Source organism: Kitasatospora sp. NPDC029312 (assembly GCF_055569215.1).
The window spans coordinates 255,762-275,823 of the sequence record NZ_JBVHXY010000004.1 but is presented as its reverse complement, the minus strand read 5'-3'; the positions used below and the strand labels follow the sequence as shown (position 1 = coordinate 275,823).

At 73.2% G+C, this 20,062-nt stretch carries 14 protein-coding genes; 10 read left to right on the top strand and 4 right to left on the bottom strand.

Annotation, left to right across the window (positions count from 1 at the left end; genetic code table 11):
- Window positions 1-2 precede the first annotated feature (2 nt).
- The 4 genes from ACZ4WV_RS05955 (at window position 3) to ACZ4WV_RS05940 (ending at window position 6,071) form a co-directional block, all read left to right on the top strand.
- Window positions 3-776, top strand: a complete 774-nt coding sequence (locus ACZ4WV_RS05955) for a DUF4097 family beta strand repeat-containing protein (RefSeq protein ID WP_465743219.1) — start codon at window positions 3-5, stop codon at window positions 774-776.
- A 101-nt stretch (window positions 777-877) separates the two neighbouring features.
- Complete coding sequence (gene dusB / locus ACZ4WV_RS05950; RefSeq protein ID WP_465743217.1) at window positions 878-2,047, top strand: tRNA dihydrouridine synthase DusB; 1,170 nt, start codon at window positions 878-880, stop codon at window positions 2,045-2,047.
- A gap of 563 nt (window positions 2,048-2,610) precedes the next feature.
- The gene (ppdK, locus tag ACZ4WV_RS05945) at window positions 2,611-5,319 is read left to right on the top strand and encodes a pyruvate, phosphate dikinase (RefSeq protein WP_465743215.1); all 2,709 of its coding nucleotides are present in this window, start codon (window positions 2,611-2,613) and stop codon (window positions 5,317-5,319) included.
- Between the two features lie 230 nt (window positions 5,320-5,549).
- The gene (locus ACZ4WV_RS05940; protein WP_465743213.1) at window positions 5,550-6,071 is read left to right on the top strand and encodes a ribonuclease; all 522 of its coding nucleotides are present in this window, start codon (window positions 5,550-5,552) and stop codon (window positions 6,069-6,071) included.
- Between the two features lie 37 nt (window positions 6,072-6,108).
- Here ACZ4WV_RS05940 and ACZ4WV_RS05935 read toward each other — a convergent pair whose 3' ends face one another.
- Window positions 6,109-7,104: a hypothetical protein gene (locus tag ACZ4WV_RS05935; protein ID WP_465743211.1), complete on the bottom strand. Its 996-nt coding sequence runs from the start codon at window positions 7,102-7,104 to the stop codon at window positions 6,109-6,111.
- 109 nt (window positions 7,105-7,213) lie between these two features.
- Between ACZ4WV_RS05935 and ACZ4WV_RS05930 the strand changes: the two genes are divergently transcribed.
- Window positions 7,214-8,479 (top strand): ADP-ribosylglycohydrolase family protein, encoded by a 1,266-nt coding sequence (locus ACZ4WV_RS05930; protein WP_465743209.1) that lies wholly within the window; start codon window positions 7,214-7,216, stop codon window positions 8,477-8,479.
- Here ACZ4WV_RS05930 and ACZ4WV_RS05925 read toward each other — a convergent pair.
- Window positions 8,469-9,203, bottom strand: coding sequence for a GNAT family N-acetyltransferase (locus ACZ4WV_RS05925; protein ID WP_465743207.1), 735 nt, complete (start codon window positions 9,201-9,203; stop codon window positions 8,469-8,471). The two genes, ACZ4WV_RS05930 and ACZ4WV_RS05925, sit on opposite strands and share 11 nt — an antisense overlap.
- Window positions 9,204-9,925: 722 nt before the next feature.
- On the opposite strand from ACZ4WV_RS05925, the gene ACZ4WV_RS05920 reads away from it, so the two are divergent.
- The 5 genes from ACZ4WV_RS05920 (at window position 9,926) to ACZ4WV_RS05900 (ending at window position 16,965) form a co-directional block, all read left to right on the top strand.
- Window positions 9,926-10,870 carry a PAC2 family protein gene (locus ACZ4WV_RS05920; protein WP_465743205.1) on the top strand — a complete coding sequence of 315 codons (945 nt, stop codon included), beginning with the start codon at window positions 9,926-9,928 and terminating at the stop codon, window positions 10,868-10,870.
- Between the two features lie 211 nt (window positions 10,871-11,081).
- Window positions 11,082-12,077, top strand: coding sequence for an SGNH/GDSL hydrolase family protein (locus ACZ4WV_RS05915; protein WP_465743203.1), 996 nt, complete (start codon window positions 11,082-11,084; stop codon window positions 12,075-12,077).
- A gap of 159 nt (window positions 12,078-12,236) precedes the next feature.
- Window positions 12,237-13,547, top strand: coding sequence for a deoxyguanosinetriphosphate triphosphohydrolase (locus ACZ4WV_RS05910; protein ID WP_465743201.1), 1,311 nt, complete (start codon window positions 12,237-12,239; stop codon window positions 13,545-13,547).
- 113 nt (window positions 13,548-13,660) lie between these two features.
- Window positions 13,661-15,565, top strand: coding sequence for a DNA primase (dnaG, locus tag ACZ4WV_RS05905; RefSeq protein WP_465743199.1), 1,905 nt, complete (start codon window positions 13,661-13,663; stop codon window positions 15,563-15,565).
- A 275-nt stretch (window positions 15,566-15,840) separates the two neighbouring features.
- Window positions 15,841-16,965: an RNA polymerase sigma factor gene (locus tag ACZ4WV_RS05900; protein ID WP_465743197.1), complete on the top strand. Its 1,125-nt coding sequence runs from the start codon at window positions 15,841-15,843 to the stop codon at window positions 16,963-16,965.
- An 18-nt stretch (window positions 16,966-16,983) separates the two neighbouring features.
- On the opposite strand, the gene ACZ4WV_RS05895 is transcribed toward ACZ4WV_RS05900, so the two are convergent.
- Window positions 16,984-18,066: a helix-turn-helix domain-containing protein gene (locus ACZ4WV_RS05895; RefSeq protein WP_465743195.1), complete on the bottom strand. Its 1,083-nt coding sequence runs from the start codon at window positions 18,064-18,066 to the stop codon at window positions 16,984-16,986.
- Window positions 18,067-18,504: 438 nt separating this feature from the next.
- Window positions 18,505-19,908 carry a glutamate decarboxylase gene (locus ACZ4WV_RS05890; RefSeq protein ID WP_465743193.1) on the bottom strand — a complete coding sequence of 468 codons (1,404 nt, stop codon included), beginning with the start codon at window positions 19,906-19,908 and terminating at the stop codon, window positions 18,505-18,507.
- Between the last annotated feature and the right edge of the window lie 154 nt (window positions 19,909-20,062).

Here is a 20,062-nt window from a genome sequence, read left to right as displayed (position 1 = left end):
CCATGGGAACGACGAAGGCCTGGCGGGTCACCGGGACGCTCGCGATCGTCCTGGTCATGATCGGCGCCGGACTGCAGACCTGGTCGTTGGTGGCGCAGCAGCGGACGACCTCGTCCCAGCCGTACGACAACGTGGTCGTCCACCGGCTGACGCTGGACACCGGCAGCGCCGCCGTCCGGATCCGGGCCGGCCGGGAGGATCACGTGGTGGTGCGGCAGCGGTTGGACTGGCTGTGGCGCAAGCCGGTGGTGTCGGCCACCGTCGTCGGCGACGCCCTGAACGTGAGCATGCGCTGTTTCCGGATCGTGCCGGTCGTGGACCTGGGGTGCGGCGCCCGGATCGATGTGGAGGTACCGGCGGCGACGGAGGTATCGGGCTCGGCGGACTCCGGCTCGGTCGAGGTGGACGGCCTGAGCGGCCCCGTGCGGATGCGGCTCACCTCCGGCCAGCTGCTGCTGGTCGACACCTCCGGGGACGTGTCCGCGCAGGCCACCTCCGGGCAGATCCGGGCCACCGGCCTGAGTGCCCGGCGGGTGGAGGCGCGGAGCACCTCGGGCTCGGTGGACCTGGCCTTCGCCAAGGCCCCGCAGGAGGTGACCGGCCGGGCGACCTCCGGTTCGGTGACGATGAACCTGCCGCGGTACAGCCACTACGCCTTCTCCGCCGAGATGGGCAGCGGCAGCGGCCGGATCGACCCGCAGCTGGCGGACGCCGGCAGCCCGAACCGCGTCCACGTCGAGGTCACCTCGGGGTCGATCTCGATCAATCCGTCGTAGCGCGGGCGCCCCCTTTCCGGGCCGCTCGGCCGCGGCGCGGCCCGCTCACCCGGGTGGGGGACAATGGAGAGTCCCGTCCCCCTACCCGAGGTCAGCCGCGCATGACAGCCACGCCCGCACCCACCGCGCCCGAGACCGAGTTCGCGCCGCTGGACATCGGCCCCCTCCAGGTGTGGCCGCCCGTCGTGCTGGCACCGATGGCCGGCATCACCAACGCGCCGTTCCGCACCCTGTGCCGCGAGCAGAGCGGCGGCAAGGGACTGTACGTCTCGGAGATGATCACCACCCGGGCGCTGGTCGAGCGCAACGCCAAGACCATGCAGCTGATCAAGTTCGACCCGAGCGAGAAGCCGCGCTCGATCCAGTTGTACGGGGTCGACCCGGTGACCGTCGGCAAGGCGGCCCGGATGATCTCGGACGAGGGCCTGGCCGACCACATCGACCTCAACTTCGGCTGCCCCGTCCCCAAGGTCACCCGCAAGGGCGGCGGCTCGGCGCTGCCGTACAAGCGCAACCTGCTGCGCGAGATCCTGCGCGAGGCGGTGGCCAACGCGGGCGACCTCCCGGTGACCATGAAGATGCGCAAGGGCATCGACGACGACCACCTCACCTACCTGGACGCCGGCCGGATCGGTGCCGAGGAGGGCGTGGCCGCGATCGCCCTACACGGGCGCACGGCCGCCCAGCACTACGGCGGCACGGCCGACTGGTCGGCGATCGCCAGGCTGCGCGAGTCCGTCCCGGCGCACGTGCCGGTGCTGGGCAACGGGGACATCTGGTCGGCCGACGACGCGCTGCGGATGATGCGCGAGACCGGCTGCGACGGCGTCGTGGTGGGGCGCGGCTGCCTGGGCCGGCCGTGGCTGTTCAAGGATCTGGTGTCGATCTTCGAGGGCGACGCGGACTACGCGCGCCCCGACTTCGGCTACGTCGCCCGGGCGATGGTGCGCCACGCGCAGCTGCTCGGCGAGTGGTTGGGGGACGAGACGCGCGGCGTGATCGACTTCCGCAAGCACGTCGCCTGGTACACCAAGGGCTTCTCGGTCGGCTCGGAGCTGCGGGTGCGGCTCGCGAACGCCTCTTCGCTGGCCGATCTGGCCGAAACCCTCGCCCAGGTGGAGCAGAACCAGTCCTGGCCGATCGGCGCGGACGGCCCGCGTGGCCGCACCAGTGGCAACAACCGGGTGGTCCTGCCCGAGGGGTGGTTGGACGATCCGTATGACTGCGCCCGGCCGGGCGTGGACGCCGAATCGGACACCTCCGGCGGATGATCTGTCCGAAGCGGCGAAATCTGCCCTCTCGGGCCGATTGCCACTCGGTCGCAGCCCTCTTGTCCATGCTGGACAAGAGGGCTCCTTTTCGGCGCCCGACCATCACTGAGCGGGCATGAACCAGAGCTCAGTGCGACGATGGGCGCGGCAGGTTTACGTTCGATCGCTGAGATGTGCTGGTGACGCTTGCCACACGGGGTGGCGGCTGACGCCGCGTCAGTGGACGAAATGGACAGGTCGGGCGTGGATCGCTTCCCGAAGCCGGTCGGCCGGAGAACGGCCGATCCGGTTGCAGGAAATCAAGCCGGGGCAACGCGACGGACGCATGACCGCTACCCAGCGTCCGAGTGGGGCGGCTTTCCGTTTCGTCGCCTTCAAGACTTGAAGGCAAGCTCGCGTCAGGAGGACGATTTCACCAACAGAGGTGAACGCCTTTATGTGCTTTCGATCCAAGGGGTTACCACTCGGTACCGGCCTCGGGTGGCCTATTCAGGGCAGAGAAGTGCCTTCGAAATGGGTATGTTCTCCGGCGTCAGGGCAACCGCGTACGAGGAGACCGACCCGTGCCGTCCCAGCAGAAGTTTGTTTACTCCTTCACCGAAGGAAACAAGGACCTCAAGGATCTTCTCGGCGGCAAGGGCGCGAACCTGGCCGAGATGACCAACCTGGGGCTCCCCGTCCCCCCGGGGTTCACCATCACCACCGAGGCCTGCAAGGTCTTCCTGGAGACCGGCAGCGAGCCCTCCTCGCTGCACGAGGAGATCAGCGCCCACCTGGACGCCCTCGAGCAGCAGATGGGGAAGAAGCTCGGCCAGGCCGACAACCCGCTTCTGGTCTCGGTCCGCTCCGGCGCCAAGTTCTCCATGCCCGGCATGATGGACACCGTCCTCAACATCGGCCTCTCCGACGCCTCGGTGGTCGGCCTCGCCGCCCAGTCCGGCAACGAGCGCTTCGCCTGGGACTCCTACCGCCGCCTGGTCCAGATGTTCGGCAAGACCGTGCTGGGCGTCGACGGCGAGCTGTTCGAGGAGGCCCTGGACGAGGCCAAGCACGCCAAGGGCACCGTCAACGACCTGGACCTGGACGCTTCCGACCTCCGGGAACTCGTCGAGGTGTTCAAGGGCATCGTCCAACGCGAGACCGGCCGGGCCTTTCCCCAGGACCCGCGCGAGCAGATGGACCTCGCCATCCACGCCGTCTTCCACTCCTGGAACGGCGACCGCGCCCGGCTGTACCGCCGCCAGGAGCGCATCCCGAACGACCTCGGCACCGCCGTGAACGTCTGCACCATGGTCTTCGGCAACCTCGGTGAGGACTCCGGCACCGGCGTCGCCTTCACCCGCGACCCCTCCACCGGCGCCCAGGGCGTCTACGGCGACTACCTGTCCAACGCCCAGGGCGAGGACGTCGTCGCCGGCATCCGCAACACCCTGCAGCTGGCCGAGCTGGAGAAGCTCGACAAGAAGTCGTACGACGAGCTGATGGCGATCATGCAGACGCTCGAGAACCACTACCGCGACCTCTGCGACATCGAGTTCACCATCGAGCGCGGCAAGCTGTGGATGCTGCAGACCCGCGTCGGCAAGCGCACCGCCGCTGCCGCCTTCCGGATCGCGGTCCAGCTGGTCGACCAGGGCCTGATCGACCTGGACGAGGCGCTGATGCGCGTCACGGGCGGCCAGTTGGCCCAGCTGATGTTCCCGCGGTTCGCCCCGACCGCCGAGTCCAAGCAGATCGCCTGGGGCCTCGCCGCCTCGCCCGGCGCCGCGATCGGCAAGGTCGTCTTCGACTCCTACACCGCCGTCAAGTGGTCCCGCTCCGGCGAGAAGGTCATCCTGGTCCGCCGCGAGACCAATCCGGACGACCTGGACGGCATGATCGCCGCCGAGGGCATCCTCACCTCGCGCGGCGGCAAGACCTCGCACGCCGCCGTCGTCGCCCGCGGCATGGGCAAGACCTGCGTCTGTGGCGCCGAGGAGCTGGAGGTCGACACCAAGTCCCGCCGCTTCACCACCTCCGACGGCCTGGTCGTCGAGGAGGGCGACGTGGTCTCGATCGACGGCGCCACCGGCAAGGTCTACCTCGGTGAGGTACCCGTGCTGCCGTCCCCCGTGGTCGAGTACTTCGAGGGCACGCTGCACGCCGGCGCCGACGTCCAGGGCGGGCTGGTCCAGGCCGTCCACCGGCTGATGGCGCACGCCGACGGCCGCCGCCGGCTGGCCGTGCGCGCCAACGCCGACAACGCCGAGGACGGCTCGCGCGCCCGCCGCTACGGTGCCCAGGGCATCGGCTTGTGCCGCACCGAGCACATGTTCCTCGGCGAGGAGCGCCGCAAGGAGGTCGAGCACCTGATCCTCGCGGACAACGACAAGGACCGCGAGCAGGCGCTCTCCACCCTGCTGCCGCTGCAGAAGAGCGACTTCGTCGAGCTGTTCCAGGCGATGGACGGCCTGCCGGTCACCGTCCGCCTGCTCGACCCGCCGCTGCACGAGTTCCTGCCGAACATCACCGAGCTGTCGGTGCGCGTCGCCCTCGCCGAGGCCCGCAAGGACCCGAACGAGAACGACCTGCGGCTGCTCCAGGCGGTCCACCGCCTGCACGAGCAGAACCCGATGCTGGGCCTGCGCGGCGTGCGCCTCGGCCTGGTCATCCCCGGCCTGTTCGGCATGCAGGTCCGCGCCATCGCCGAGGCCGCCGCCGAGCGCAAGCTGGCCGGCGCGGACCCGCGCCCCGAGGTGATGATCCCGCTGGTCGGCACCGTCCAGGAGCTGGAGCTGGTCCGCGACGAGTGCGAGCGCGTGCTCGCCGAGGTCGCCCAGTCCACCGGCGTCCAGCTGGACATCAAGCTCGGCACCATGATCGAGCTGCCGCGCGCCGCGGTGACCGCCGGTCAGATCGCCGAGGCCGCCGAGTTCTTCTCCTTCGGCACCAACGACCTCACCCAGACCGTCTGGGGCTTCTCCCGGGACGACGTGGAGGCCTCGTTCTTCACCGCTTACCTGGAGAAGGGCATCTTCGGGGTCTCCCCGTTCGAGACCATCGACCGCGACGGCGTCGGCTCGCTGGTCAAGCACGCCGTCGAGGCCGGCCGGGCCACCCGCCCCGACCTCAAGCTCGGCGTCTGCGGCGAGCACGGCGGCGACCCGGACTCGGTCCACTTCTTCCACGAGGTGGGGCTGGACTACGTCTCCTGCTCCCCCTTCCGGATCCCGGTGGCGCGCCTGGAGGCCGGCCGCGCCGCCATCGAGACGGCGGGCAGCGACTCGCGCTGAGAGGGTAGGCATCCCCTACTCGAGCGCGGGCACGACTGACCGCTCACCCTCCCGTCGGGAGGGCGTACACCGGAGCTCGGCGCAGGAGAACCGGCGTACGTGACACGGCCGGGCGGGGACGGACAACGGCGTCCGTCCCCGCCCGGCCGTACGTGCGTGTGGCCTCGGCCACGTGCGCACCCGGCCGTACCCGGCCCGGCCGGGAGCCGACGCCTGCCAAGCTGGACCGCATGACCAGAAGCAAGAGCCCGCTCGTCGTCGTGGCCGTCCTGATCCTCGCGGTCCTCGCCGGAGTCGGCTACCTGCTCGCCGGCAAGGGCGGCAGCGGCCACCCCAAGGCCGCCGCGAGCGCCGCCGCGAGCGCGACCACGAGCGCCGCCACCGCGGCGAAGCCCTCGACCCCCAAGCCGTCCCCGCCCTCCGGCACCGGCCCCGCCCCCGCCGGGACCTGGGTCCCCACCGACCCGGCGCTGGCCGACGTCTGCCGCAGCAAACTCCCCAGCCAGGCCCAGGACACCCTCACCCTGATCGCCAAGGGCGGCCCCTACCCGTACAACCGCGACGGCATCGTCTTCGAGAACCGCGAGAGCCGGCTGCCCAGGAAGTCCGGCGGCTACTACCACGAGTTCACCGTCGTCACCCCGGGCTCCGACGACCGCGGCACCCGCCGGGTCGTCACCGGCACCGCCGGAGAGCGGTACTGGTCCGCGGACCACTACGCCACCTTCCAGGAGATCGACCCACGCTGCTGAACCCCGCCCCCGCCGCCCGGCCCACCAGCCCACCGGCTCACCGCGCCCGGCGCCAGGTGACGCGCTCGTGCGGGCCGTGCGGGCCGGTGGTGACCAGCGCGGTCAACTCGTGCAGGACCGGGGCCGGATCGCGCCGGAGCTGGACCGGGGTGGTGCGGACGACCGGGAGACCGGCGGTGGCGAGGCGGTTGGCCCGGGCGAGGCCGCGTTCGTGGTCGGCCGGGCGCAGGTGGTAGGCCCGGGAGTCGATCTCCAGGGCCACGCAGGCGTGCGGCCAGTAGGCGTCCGGGACGGCGAGGAAGCGGCCGTCGAGGAAGAGCACCGGGTTCCAGAGCGGATCGGGAAGGCCCGCGTGCGCGAGCAGTTGGCGGGCCTCGCCCTCCACCACCGAGCGCACCCCGGCGGTCAGGTCCTCCACCACCCGGGCCACCTGCGGCAGCGCCAGCGCCCCCGGCCGGGCCAGCAACTGGTCCAGTAACTCGCCGAGTTCACAGTGTCGCCGCTGCACGGCCTCGGCGCACAGCGCCCGGAACCGGCGCGGCGGCACACCCCGCGGCGCGAGGTCCGCCAACGCCCGCGCGACCGTCACGCTCCACAGTCCGTCGTCCCGCTCGAAGCCACTGGGCATCGCCCCCGACGCCCGGTGCACCCGCACGAACTCCCGGTCGCCCACCCGCCGTTGGGCCGGGATCAGGACGTCCACCTCCGCCACGTCGGCCGGGTGCCCGGCACTCGGCAGCCCGGCGTCGGCCAGCACCGCCAGCCCGGTCAGCAGCACCTCCCCGGACTGCGGCTCCCGGCCCTTCGGACTCGCGTACGCCAGGGCGGCGCGCATCCGCTGATGAGTCGTCAATCTGCCGCTTTGCAGGCAGATCACCCGCGGCAGCACCTGCTGCCACGGACCGCCGGGCCGCAGCCGGTGCGCGATCGTGCCGGAGGGCACGCCGAGCCGGCGCAACTGCGCTCGGGTGGCGATGTGCTGCTGGTCGGCGCCGAGCAGGACGACGGGGTCGAGCGGGTTCGCGCGGGTCATACCCCGGTGCTGCCCCACCCGGATCGGAGGTATGCGAAACATCCCCCTTCGGGGGCCCCGGCCAAACGGTGTTGACGAACGGCGGCGGAGCCGTTGAGCTTGGCCGCACATGATGACCGAACCCAACGGCCCCGCGCTCGACGCGCTCAACGGCCTCTCCGTCGGCGACGCCCTCGGCGCCCAGTTCTTCGTCCCGGCCACCGCCCGGGCCCACTTCGACTCCCGCACCGAACCGCCCGGCCCCTGGCCGTGGACCGACGACACCGAGATGGCCTGCTCGGTGTACGCCGCCCACCGCGAACGCGGCGCGATCGACACCTTCGACCTCACCCACGCCTTCGCCGGCCGGCACGACTTCGACCGCGGCTACGGCCCGGCCGCCAACCGGATGCTCCGGCTGATCCGGGAGGGCGGTGACGCCGCGGCGCTGGCCGCGCAACTCTTCGACGGCCAGGGCTCGTACGGCAACGGCGCCGCGATGCGGGTCGCTCCGCTGGGGGCGGCGTACGCGGAGGACCTCGACGAGGTCGTCCGGCTGGCCGCCCGGACAGCGGTGATCACCCACACCCATCCGCAGGCGGTGGACGGGGCCGTCGCCGTCGCGGTGGCGGCGGCCCTGGCGGTCCGGGCCGCAACCGGCGGCACGACGCCGGCGGACTTCCTCGTCGAGGTCAGGCACCACACCCCGCCGGGCGCCGTCCACGACGGCCTGACCGAGGCGATCGGGCTGCTCGCCGAGCCGGACCTCCGGGTCGCCGCGCGGGTGCTCGGCAACGGTAGCCGGACCTCCGCGGCCGACACCGTCCCGTACGCCCTGTGGTGCGCCGCCCGGCGCCTCACCGACTATCCGGCCGCCGTGTGGGAGGCGATCGCGGCCGGCGGTGACATGGACACCATGGCCGCGATCACCGGCGGTGTGGTCGCGTCGTACACCGGCGCCCGTGGCATCCCCGCGAGTTGGACGGCCGCCCGCGAGCCGCTGCCCGGCTGGGCGTTCCCAGAGCCCGGGTCCGTCACCGGCGGCCGGGGCCGCGCGGACATGCTCGTGCCGCGCCCGCACCCCGTCCCCGACGTGGCGTGGACCGACGAGCAGTGGCAGCGCATCCGGGCCGTGCGGCACACGGACGCGCTGGACGGCCGCTGGGCCGTGCACACCCACGAGGGCTCGGTCAGGATCTGCCGTGCGCAGGACGGCCATCCGGTCTGGGAGGTGGCGGTCACCCGGCTGCGCGGCGGCTGGCGCCCGGTCTCGGCGGTCGCCGAGACGAGCCCCGGCCGTCGGCCGGCCCTGCCCGAGGAACCCGGCGGCACGGCGGTCCTCAGCTGGATCCTGAAGACCGCCGCCACCGGTGAGCGGGTGCCGCTCAGGCCGTGATCATCAGCTGCCCTGCGCCGCTGCCGCCGTGTCTAAGGCACTCCTGGTTGATCGCCGGATCCGGGGCGCTCGGCGAGGTGGCGGCGGCGATCCGCAGCTCGATGATGTCCCGGACGGCCTGCCACTCGGAGTCCAGGATCGAGTAGAACGCCGTCGAGCGCACCACCCCGTCCAGCCCGCGCGAGTGGGCCCGGCGGACGCCCTCGGAGGTCGCCCCGAGCCGCTCGATCGCGGCCCGCGAGCGCAGGTTGCGGGCGTCGGCGCGCAGCGAGATCCGCTGCACGCCCCAGACCTCGAAGGCGTGGCGCAGCATCAGCAGCTTGGCCTCGGTGTTGACGCCGGTGCCCTGGGCACGCGGCGAGAGCCAGGTGTTGCCGATCTCGGCCGCGTCCGGGACGGCCGTCTCCGGATCGCCGAACGGCACGCCCGGCACCGGCGGCCACACCAGCGGGCCCTGCCAGTAGTCGAGTTCCAGGAAGCGGGTGGAGCCGACGACCCGGCCGTCCGCGACGCTCACCGTCGCGAACGGCACCGACCGGCCCGCTGCCTGGTCGGCGAGCGCCCGCGCGATGTAATCGCGGGCGGCTTCCAGGCCGTGCGGGACGGGGGTGAAGGCGTAGGTCGTACGGTCCTCGGCGCCGGCCTCGGCGATGGCCTCGGCGTGGTGCGCGGCGAGGGGCTCCAGCCGCACGGTGCGGCCGGTGAGGATGACAGGTACGGGCACGGAACCTTCGGTCCTTCATCGGTCGTAGGGTGCCTCCCGCGCCAGGGTGCGGCGCGGGTGCGGTGGACTCGGACCCCCGGTCCGGTCTCCGCCCTCCGGGTACCCGTGCATGCCGGAGGCTTCCGGTCGGGCGATGCGGGGGGCGGCGGCCCGGAACGGGCGGCGCGGGTGCCGGAACGGACACGGATCCTCGGACCGGTCCGGCGGGAAGAGCGAGGGGACAGTGTGCGTCCGCGAAATGGCCGAGAAGGAGACGAGTGCGCGAAGGGAAGCAGGCGGCCAGGTGAAGGCAAGATGCGTCGTGGGTGGCTGCCTGAGCATCGATCCGGGACGTGGCCGACGGCGTTACGGACGACGTGACGACGACGCGACGATGCGAGGCAGCGAGAGGACGATACCCGCCAGAAGGCGGTGCGTCACTTCGCGGCACGCGAATGGCCGCGCGGGCCTGCGCGGCGGGTTCCGGACCGGCTGGCTGAACACCCGTGACCAGGGCTTTTCCCGTCGGATGCGATCATGGTTCGCAGGGCCGCCCGGCGGGTCGCCCGGCGGGTCGTCCGACGGGTGCCGCGCCGGCCGGCGGGCCGGGTGCGGGGGAGGGTGCCTCACCGGGTCGTCCGGCAGGCCTTTCGCCGCGGCGGGAATTCCGGCGCCGCCCGGCGCGCTGGAGACGACGAGAAGCCGGACGGATCGGGTCGAGCGGAGAACGGGGATGGGTGCGCGTGCGTGACTTCCAGGCGCTGTACGAGCTGGACGAGCAGGGCGTGGCCGCGGTCGCCGCGGCCGCCGCGGAGTTGCGCGACACCGGCGCCGGCCTGGTGCTGCTCCACCACTTCGAGGGCTTCATGGACGCCGGTGAGGCCGGCGGCCAGGTGGTGGCGCATCTCCTGGAGGCGGGATCGCCGCAGGTGGTGGCCCGTTTCGACCACGACCGCCTGGTCGACTACCGGGCCCGCCGACCCGCGATGGTCTTCGACCGCGACCAGTGGACGTCCTACGACCCGCCGGAGATCCTGCTCCAGCTCGTCCGGGACGCCGCCGGCGCGCCGTTCCTGCTGCTCAGCGGCCCCGAGCCGGACGTCGAGTGGGAGCGTTTCAGCCGGGCCGTACGCGAGTTGGCCGAGCGGTTCGAGGTCCGCCTCAGCGTGGACTTCCACGGCATCCCGATGGGCGTCCCGCACACCCGCCCGGTCGGGCTGACCCCGCACGGCAACCGGCTCGACCTCGCGCCGGGCTACCCGCAGTGGTTCGAGCAGGCGCAGGTCCCGGGCAGCGCCCAGGCGCTGCTGGAGTACCGCCTCGCCGAGGCCGGGCACGACGTGCTGGGCTTCGCGGTGCACGTCCCGCACTACGTGGCCCGCTCGGCCTACCCGGCCGCCGCCGTGCTGATCCTGGAGGCGGTGCAGTCCGCCACCGGCCTGGTGCTGCCGGGCGAGCCGCTGCGCCGTCGGGTCGGCGAGGTCTACGCAGACATCGAGGAGCAGCTGGCCCAGGGGGACGGCGAGTTGCGCTCGGCGATCCGCGGCATGGAGGGCCAGTACGACGCGGTGGTGGGCGCCGACGGCCGGGAGAGCCTGCTCGCCGAGCCGGTCGACCTGCCCTCGGCGGACGAGCTGGGGCGGCGCTTCGAGGAGTTCCTCGCCGAGCACGAGCGCGGCGCCGAGTAGCACCGGGGGCTCGACACCGCTCGACACTCGCCACTCGACACCGTTCAACCCCGCGCACCGGCGGCGGAGTCGGCTCCGCGGGGCTGCGCCGGTCGGCTGGTTCCGCTCCGGTCGGGAGTCATCGGCCGCCGCCCGTGCGTTGCCCCCTGAGGTGCCCGGGGGACGGGCCGCCGTACGGAGCTGCCCGTGACTCGTACCCCGGGGGGACGCCATGCCGAGGACCACACGCCCGACCGTCGCCGCGACGGCCGGGCTGGCCGCCCTGCTGCTGGCCGGGTGCAGCGGCGGGGGAGCTCCCGGTGCTGCGGCGCCCGGCTTCGCCGGCGAGCTCCCCGGCCGGACGGCGACCGCTTCGGCCACCCCGACACCGACCCCCGCGCCCACCGGCCCGTACGTGGCGCTCGGCGACTCGTACACGGCCGGGATCAAGATCACCCCGCAGGTCGGCGAGCCGAGCGGCTGCCTCCGCTCCGGGGCCGACTACCCCGCGCTGGTGGCGAAGGGGCTCGGCCTGCCGCCCGCGCAGTTCCGGGACGTCAGCTGCAGCGGGGCCCGCACGGGGGACCTGCGGGCCCCGCAGCAGACCGACGGCGGGCCCAATCCGGCCCAGCTGGACGCCCTGACCCCGGCCACCTGGCTGGTCACCGTCGGGATCGGCGGCAATGACGCGGGGTTCATGGAGGTCGTCACCGAGTGCGCCAAGGACAACCTGGTGGGTGCGGTGAAGGACCTGGTCGGCGAGGAGCACGGGGGTGGCGCGCCCTGCCGGGACCACTACTCCGCCGGCGGCGGCGACCAGCTCCGGGCCAGGGTGGACGCGGCCGGCGAGCAGGTCTCCGCGGTCCTCCGGGACATCAGGCGGCGCTCCCCGCAGGCCCGGGTCTACGTGGTCGGCTACCCGGCGCTGCTCCCGGCCGAACCGGCGCGCTGCGCGCCGGTGCTCGGCACCACGATCGCCGCGGCGGACCTCGGCTTCCTGATGGAGAAGGAGCAGCAGCTCAACGGGATGCTCAAGCAGCGCGCGGAAGCGGCCGGGGCGGTCTTCGTGGACACCGCCGGCCCCTCCGCCGGGCACGACATGTGCGCGGGGGAGGACGCCCGCTGGATCGAGCCGCCCTTCCCCGCCCGGGGGTTGGCGCCGGTGCACCCCAACGCCAAGGGGCAGGAGGCGGTGGCCGCCGTGCTGCTCAAAGCCGTCCGGGGCTGACCTCGGCTCCGGGGAACGGTGCCGGAACCGGGCCGTCCGGGTACGAGCGGTTCGCGAGGGCGATCACCGGCGCGCTGCCCGCCGTTCACGCCCCGGCCCGCGCTCCTTCGTGCGCGGCACACCCCCCGTGTCGGGGGTGCGGCGTACCGTGAATGTCATATGGATGACACCACGCACCGCCTCGCCGCCCCGATCCCGTACGACCACGCCGCCGAGGCCCGCTGGGTCCCCGAACCGGACAAGCGCCCCGGCCGTACGGCGTTCCAGCGCGACCGCGCCCGGGTGCTGCACTCCGCGGCGCTGCGCCGACTGGCCGGCACCACCCAGGTGGTCGCCCCGATGCGCAGCGACTTCCCGCGCACCCGGCTCACCCACTCCCTCGAATGCGCGCAGGTCGGCCGGGAGTTGGGCGCCGCCCTGGGCTGCGACCCGGACCTGGTGGAGACCGGCTGCCTGGCCCACGACATCGGCCACCCGCCCTTCGGCCACACCGGCGAGGAGGCCCTCGACCAGGCCGCCGAGGCCTGTGGCGGCTTCGAGGGCAACGCCCAGTCGCTGCGCATCCTCACCCGGCTCGAGCCCAAGCGCTTCGCGCCCCAGGGCGACCGGCCCGCCGCCCGGCTCGCCCCCTGGCCCGGCCGCAGCGTCGGCCTCAACCTGTCCCGGGCCGCCCTCGACGCCGCCACCAAGTACCCGTGGACGAAGGGCGCCCACCCCACCGACCCGGCCTCGTCCAAGTACGGCGTCTACGCCGACGACCTCCCCGTCTTCCGCTGGCTGCGGGCCGGCTCCCCGGCCGGACGCAAGTGCTTCGAGGCCACCGTGATGGACTGGTCCGACGACGTCGCCTACTCCACCCACGACGTCGAGGACGGTCTCCAGGCCGGCCACATCCACCCGGACGCGCTGCGCGCCCCGAGCGAGCGCGGCGAACTGTTCAAGGTCGCCGAGCGCTACGCCCCGGACGCCGAGCCGGAGGAACTGGCCGCCGCCCTGGACCGGCTGCTCGCCCAGGAGTGGTGGCCGCGCAGCTACGACGGCACGGCGCGGGCCCGGGCCGGGCTCAAGGACCTCACCAGCCAGCTGATCGGCCGCTTCTGCCTCGCCGCCGAGCAGGCCACCCGGGCCCGCTACGGCCCCGGCCGGCTCACCCGCTACGCCGCCGAGCTGGTCGTCCCGAGGGACGTCCGGCTGGAATGCGCGGTGCTCAAGGCGGTCGCCGTCCGCTTCGTCATGCAGCGCGACGAGCAGGCCCAGCTGCGGGCCCGCCAGCGGATCGTGATCGCCGAGCTGGCGTACGTGCTGACCCAGCGCGCCCCCGAGGGGCTGGACCCGGTCTTCGCCGCGATGTACGAGGAGGCCGAGGACGACCGCGCCGCCCTGCGCACGGTCGTCGACCAGATCGCCACCCTGACGGACGCCTCGGCGCTCGCCCGGCACGCCAAGCTCGTCGGCGCCGCCTGGGCGTAGCGGCCGGCCTTCGACCGACCCCCGGGCTCCCATCCGCGCGGGCCCGGGGCGGGCCGGTGGCGGGCAACGGCCGGCGCGGCCGGAAACCCGGGCCGCCCCAGTAGACTTCCGGGGTGGCCGGGCGGATCAGGGACGAAGACGTACAGGCGGTGCGCAGCGCACTGCCGATCGACGCGGTGGTCGGCGACTACGTACAGCTGACCAACGGTGGCGGCGGCGAGTACAAGGGCGTCTGCCCCTTCCACGACGAGAAGTCCGCCTCCTTCTACGTGAACCCCGCAAAGGGCGTCTTCCACTGCTTCGGCTGCCAGGAGAACGGCGACACCATCGCCTTCCTGATGAAGATCGAGCACTTCACCTTCGCCGAGGCCGTCGAGCGGATGGCCGCCCAGGCCGGCATCACCCTCCGCTACGAGGAGGGCGGCTACAGCCCCCGCCACCAGCAGGGCGAGCGGACCCGCCTGGTCGAGGCGCACAAGGTGGCCGCCGCCTACTACCAGGAGCAGCTGGCCTCGCCGGAGGCGGAGATCGGCCGCCGGTTCCTGGCCGAGCGCGGTTTCGACGAGGAGGCCGCCAGGACCTTCGGCGTCGGCTACGCGCCCGTGGGATGGGAGCACCTGGTCCGCTACCTGCGCGGCAAGGGCTTCAGCGACAAGGAGATCCTGGTCGGCGGCCTGGCCTCGCAGGGCCAGCGCGGCGGGCTGATCGACCGCTTCCGGGGCCGGCTGGTCTGGCCGATCCGGGACATCGCGGGCGAGGTGGTCGGCTTCGGCGCCCGCCGCCTGCGCGAGGACGACAACGGCCCGAAGTACCTGAACACCCCCGAGACGCCGATCTACAAGAAGTCCCACGTGCTGTACGGCATCGACCTGGCGAAGAAGGAGATCGCCAAGTCGGGCCGGGCGGTGGTGGTCGAGGGCTACACCGACGTGATGGCCTGCCACCTGGCCGGGGTCACCTCGGCGGTGGCCACCTGCGGCACCGCCTTCGCCGAGGACCACATCAAGATCATCCGCCGGCTGCTGATGGACACCTCCCAGTACCGGGGCGAGACGGTCTTCACCTTCGACGGCGACGCGGCCGGCCAGAAGGCCGCCCTGCGCGCCTTCGAGGACGACCAGAAGTTCGCCGCCAGGACCTCCATCGCGGTCAGCCCCGGCGGCATGGACCCCTGTGAGCTGCGGCTCGCCCAGGGCGACGAGGCGGTCCGGCAGCTGATCGACAACCCCGTCCCGCTGTTCGAGTTCGCGCTGAACTCGGTGGTGGCCCGGCACCGGGTGGACACCCCCGAGGGGCGCTCCGCGGCACTGGAGGAGGCGGCCCCGATCGTCGCCAAGATCAAGGACCGCTCGATCCAGCACGAGTACGCCGTCCGCCTGGCCGGCATGCTCGGGATCCTGGACGAGCCGTTCGTGGTCCGCCGGGTCTCCCAGCTCGCCCGCTGGGACCGCGAGCGCCAGCAGAACCCGCGCGGCACGGGCGCCCGCCGCCCCGAGCCGGTCCAGCCGCAGCGCCCCGCCCAGCCCGCCTTCCGGCTCAACCCGCGCGACCCGGCCCAGTTCGTCGAGCGCGAGCTGCTCAAACTGGCGCTCCAGCACCCGGAGCTGGTCAGTCCGGCCTTCGACCACTACGGCGACGACGAGTTCCCCACCCCGCCGTACGCCGCCGTCCGGCAGGCCATCGCCAAGGCCGGCGGCGCCGCGTACGGCGCGACCCTGCCCGACTTCACCAGCGCGGTGCGCGAGGCGGCCCCCGACGACCGGGTGCGCTCACTGGTGACGGAGCTGACCGTCGAACCGGTGCGCTCGCGCCGCAAGGCCGACGCCATCTACGCGGGCGAGTTCCTCGTCAAGCTGCGCCTGCTGGCGGTGGACCGGCGGATCGACGAGGTCCGCGGCTACCTCCAGCGGCTCGGCCCCCGGGCCGACGCCGAGCAGCTGCACGCGGTGCAGACCGAGCTGTGGCAGCTCCAGCAGTACGGGCAGCAGCTCCGCAGCCGGGGCGCGGCCGCGCTGTAGGCCTCGCCGCGGAGCTGCTGCGCAGAAAGTCGGCGCACGAGTCTCGGCCGCGGAGTGTGGCGTACCGCACACTGGAGGGCGTCCTGTCTCCGAACAGCGCGGGTCCGACCGAGTCGCGCCCGCCCCGAGGGGATGCCGTGGAGCAAGGCCTCGCCGCAGCGACCACCGCCAGTAGACGAACCCAGGCCGGCGAACCGGCCGGGGAGCCGGAACCGGGGCCGGCGCCGGGGCCGGAAGCGGAGTCGGAACAGGAGACGGACCACGGCAGGGCCCGGGTGGCGCTCCCGGTCGGCGCCCGGATCCCCACCCAAGGCCTGCCGGAGGGCCACCCGGACAGCCCGGATGCGGCCCCCGCAGCGGAGGCCTGGCCGGCAGCCGAGCCGGCAACCGGGTCGACGACCGAGCCGGATGCCGACGAACCCGACGAACCCGACGAACCCGACGGTGCGGACGAGGCCCCCGAGCCCGCCTCGTCCGCCGGTGGCACCGGCCCGGCCGCCGACCTGCTGCGCCAGTACCTGCGCGAAATCGGCCGGATCCGGCTCCTCACCGCCGCCGAGGAAGTCGAGTTGGCCCGCCGGATCGAGGCCGGCTTGTTCGCCGAGGAGCGGCTCGACGGCGACCCGCCGCCGCCCGATGCGCTGGCCCGCGAGCTGGACAGCCTGGTGGTCCTCGGCCGGATCGCCAAGCGCCGTCTGATCGAGGCCAACCTGCGCCTGGTGGTGTCCGTCGCCAAGCGGTACGTCGGCCGCGGGCTGACCCTGCTGGACCTGATCCAGGAGGGCAATCTCGGCCTGATCCGGGCGGTCGAGAAGTTCGACTACGCCCGCGGCTACAAGTTCTCCACCTACGCGACCTGGTGGATCCGGCAGGCGATGAGCCGGGCGCTCGCCGACCAGGCCCGGACGATCCGGGTGCCGGTCCACGTGGTCGAGCTGATCAACCGCGTCGTCCGGGTCCAGCGCGGGCTGCTGCAGGAACGCGGCCTGGAGCCGACCGCGGCCGACGTCGCCGCCGCGCTGGAACTCACCGAGGAGCGGGTGCGCGAACTGCTCCGGCTGGCCCAGGAGCCGATCTCGCTGCACACCCCCGTCGGCGAGGAGGACGACATCGCGCTCGGCGACCTCATCGAGGACGCCGACGCCGCCTCGCCCGCCGAGTCCGCGACCTTCCTGCTGCTGCGCCAGCACCTGGACGCGGTGCTCGCCACCCTCGGCGAACGGGAGCGTCAGGTCGTCAAGCTCCGCTACGGGTTGGACGACGGCCGCCCGCGCACCCTGGAGGAGATCGGCGCGGTGTTCGGCGTGACGCGGGAGCGGATCCGTCAGATCGAGTCCAAGACGCTGCTCAAGCTCCGCGACCACGCCTACGCCGAGCAGCTGCGCGGCTACCTGGACTAGGGCGTCTGTGTGGACCTGCTAGCCGGCGGCGGAGGGGCTCGGCGAGGCCTGGGCCGGATCGGTGGTCGGGCCGGCCTGGCTGGTGGGGCTGGTGGAGCCGGTCGGGTCGGCGGGGCCGTCCGGGGTCGCCGTGGCCCGGGTGCCCGGGGGCGGCGACGCGGGGCCGATCGGGATCGGGGTGGAGGCCACCACCGAGGCCAGGTCGACCACCGTCCCGGTGCAGTCGTGCCCGGCCGGCTGGTAGCCGCAGACCTGGAACCCGACCGCCGGGTCCGCCGCGTTCAGCATCGCCGAGTAGTTGTCGTAGCCCCAGTGGATCAGGGCCGTCTCGCTCTCCCCGGTGCTGTCGGTGATCACCGCGTAATCCTTGGGCTCGCCCTCGGTGATCGCCGCCCAGGAGGCCTGGCAGGCCCGGCTGTACCGGAGGTAGATGACCACCTTGCCGATGACCTGGGTCTGCAGCGTCCGGGCGTCCTTGCCGCAGCCGGTGGTCTTGGGGTCCTTGTGCGCGCAGCCGACGGCCTGGCAGACGGGCGTGGACGGGACGGGCTGCGCGCTGGGGACGGCGGGCGGGGTCGGGACGCCGGCCGCCGATGCCTGCTCGTCGTGCCGGGTCACGCGCAGGCCGACCAGTACCACCAGCAGCGCCACCACCGCCGCGCCCGCGGCCAGCGCCGCCCGGCGCCGCCACCAGGAGACGGCGGGCCGCTCGGCCTCCTCGGCCGTCGGTCCGTCGGTCACCAGGTCCTCGTCCGCCGACGCCTCTCCCGGAGGGGCCTGGTCACCGGGGTCGGCCGGATCAGCCGGGCCCGCAACGGCCGGATCAACCGGCACGGGCACGGGCTCCACCGCCAGGCGCCACAGCCGCCGTAGCTCCGCCGCGTCGCACTCCACCGCCCCGACCAGAGCCTCCAGCGCCTGCTCGGTCACCACCCGCTTGCCGTTCAGCCAGCGCTCCCAGGAGGCCCGGCTGTAGTGCGTCCGTCCGGCCAGTTCGGCCAGCGAGAGCCCGGCGGCGTCCTTGACGGCGCGGAGTTTCTCCGCCAGCCGTCGGGCGGGCCGGGGAAGCTCCTCGGGCAGGTCTTTCCAGGCGGCAGCCAAAGCGGCCCTCCAACGGTCGCGAGACGGGACACGGGGGGAAGGGCGGGAGGAGCGCGCCCGGCCCTGGCCGTTCGGTGTCTCTCCTTCTCCAACCTCAGCGGCCTGGTGTCCCAAACACCAGGTCATGGGGTTGAGACGGACGGAAGTGTCTCACAACCCCCCGGAGCCCTCGAACACTCAACTGTTCGTCGTGCACAGTTCTCTGGTCGGTGCGGTTCGCCGCCCCGGCCGCTTCGCTCGGTCCCGGCCGACCGGCTGTTGTCGGCCCGGCACGAGTCCCGGATCCCCCACCGGTCGCGGCAGCCTCGCGGGGGGAGGCTGCCCCGACCGCCGGGACGCTCCCGGTGGGAGACGCTTCGCCGCGTCCTCCCACCGGGGCTTTCCACTCGGACACGCCTCGACGGCGGCAGCCGGCAGTGGTTGTGGCAGCGGCAGTGGCTAGTGGTGGAAGCCCTCGCTGACCGGCACCCCGAGTTCCTTGAGCGGGACGGGCTGGCGCCGCAGCTCCGGCAGCAGCCGGTTGAGGTCGGCCAGCAGCAGGTCGGCGAGGTCCCGCGAGAAGCCGTTGCGGCAGACCACCCGGAGCACCGAGAGGTCCTCCCGGTTCGCCGGGAAGGTGTACGCGGGCACCTGCCAGCCCCGCTCCCGCAGCCGCCGCGAGACGTCGAACACGTCGAAGGGCGTGCCCACGGTGGTGGTGAAGGCGAACACCGGCAGTTGGTCGCCGCGGGTCAGCAGCCGGAAGCAGCCCAGCTTCTCGATCTCCCCGGCCAGGTAGCCGGCGACGTCCCGGCAGGCGCCCTGGACCGCCTTGAAGCCCTCCCGGCCGAGCCGCAGGAGCACGTAGTACTGCGCCGCCACCTGCGCGCCGGGCCGGGAGAAGTTGAGGGCGAAGGTCGGCATCTCGCCGCCCAGGTAGTTGACCCGGAAGACCAGTTCCTCCGGCAGCGACTCCTTGTCCCGCCACAGCGCCCAGCCGACGCCCGGGTAGACCAGCCCGTACTTGTGCCCGGACGTGTTGATCGAGGCCACCCGGGGCAGCCGGAAGTCCCACTCCAGCTCGGGGTCGAGGAAGGGCGCCACCATGCCGCCGGAGGCGCCGTCCACGTGCACCGGGATGTCCAGGCCGGTGCGCTCCTGGAGTTCGTCCAGGGCCGCGCAGATCTCCGCGATCGGCTCGTACGAGCCGTCGAAGGTGGAGCCGAGGATGCCGACCACGCCGATGGTGTTCTCGTCGCACAGCGCGACCGCCTGCTCGGGACCGAGGTGGAAGCGCTCGCCCTCCATGGGGGCGGTGCGCGCCTCGACCTCCCAGAAGTTGCAGAACTTCTCCCAGCACACCTGGACGTTGACGCCCATCACCAGGTTGGGTCGGGCCCCGGCCGCGTAGCGCTCGGCGTTGCGGCGCATCCAGCGGCGCTTGAGCGCCATCCCGGCCAGCATGCAGGCCTCGCTGGATCCGGTGGTGGAGCAGCCCACCGCGGCGTCCGGGTCGGGGGCGTGCCAGAGGTCGGCGAGGATGGCCACGCAACGCCGCTCCAGCTCGGCGGTCTGCGGGTACTCGTCCTTGTCGATCATGTTCTTGTCCAGGCACTCGGTCATCAGCCGGGTGGCCTGCACCTCCATGGAGGTGGTGACGAAGGTCGCCAGATTGAGCCGGGCGATGCCGTCGAGCATCAGCTCGTCGTGGATCAGCTGGTACGCGGTGTCCGCCGCGACCGGTCCGTCGGCGAGCCGGTGCACGGGCGGGGCGAGTTCCATCGCGCCGAGCGGGTCGGTGATGCCCAGGAGCGGGCTGACGCTCAACCGGCGGCCGTCGCCGGCCCCCTTGTGCAAGGCCATGGGAACTGCCGCCCTTCGCGTCCGGTGTCCGTGTTCCGACCCACGCTGCCACCGGGCGCCGGGTGACGCATCTTCAGCGGCGGTCTCCAGCCAATGCCGTGCCCCGGTGTTTCAGGACCGTCCCGGTCCGGGGTTCAGCACCGTCCCGGCGCGG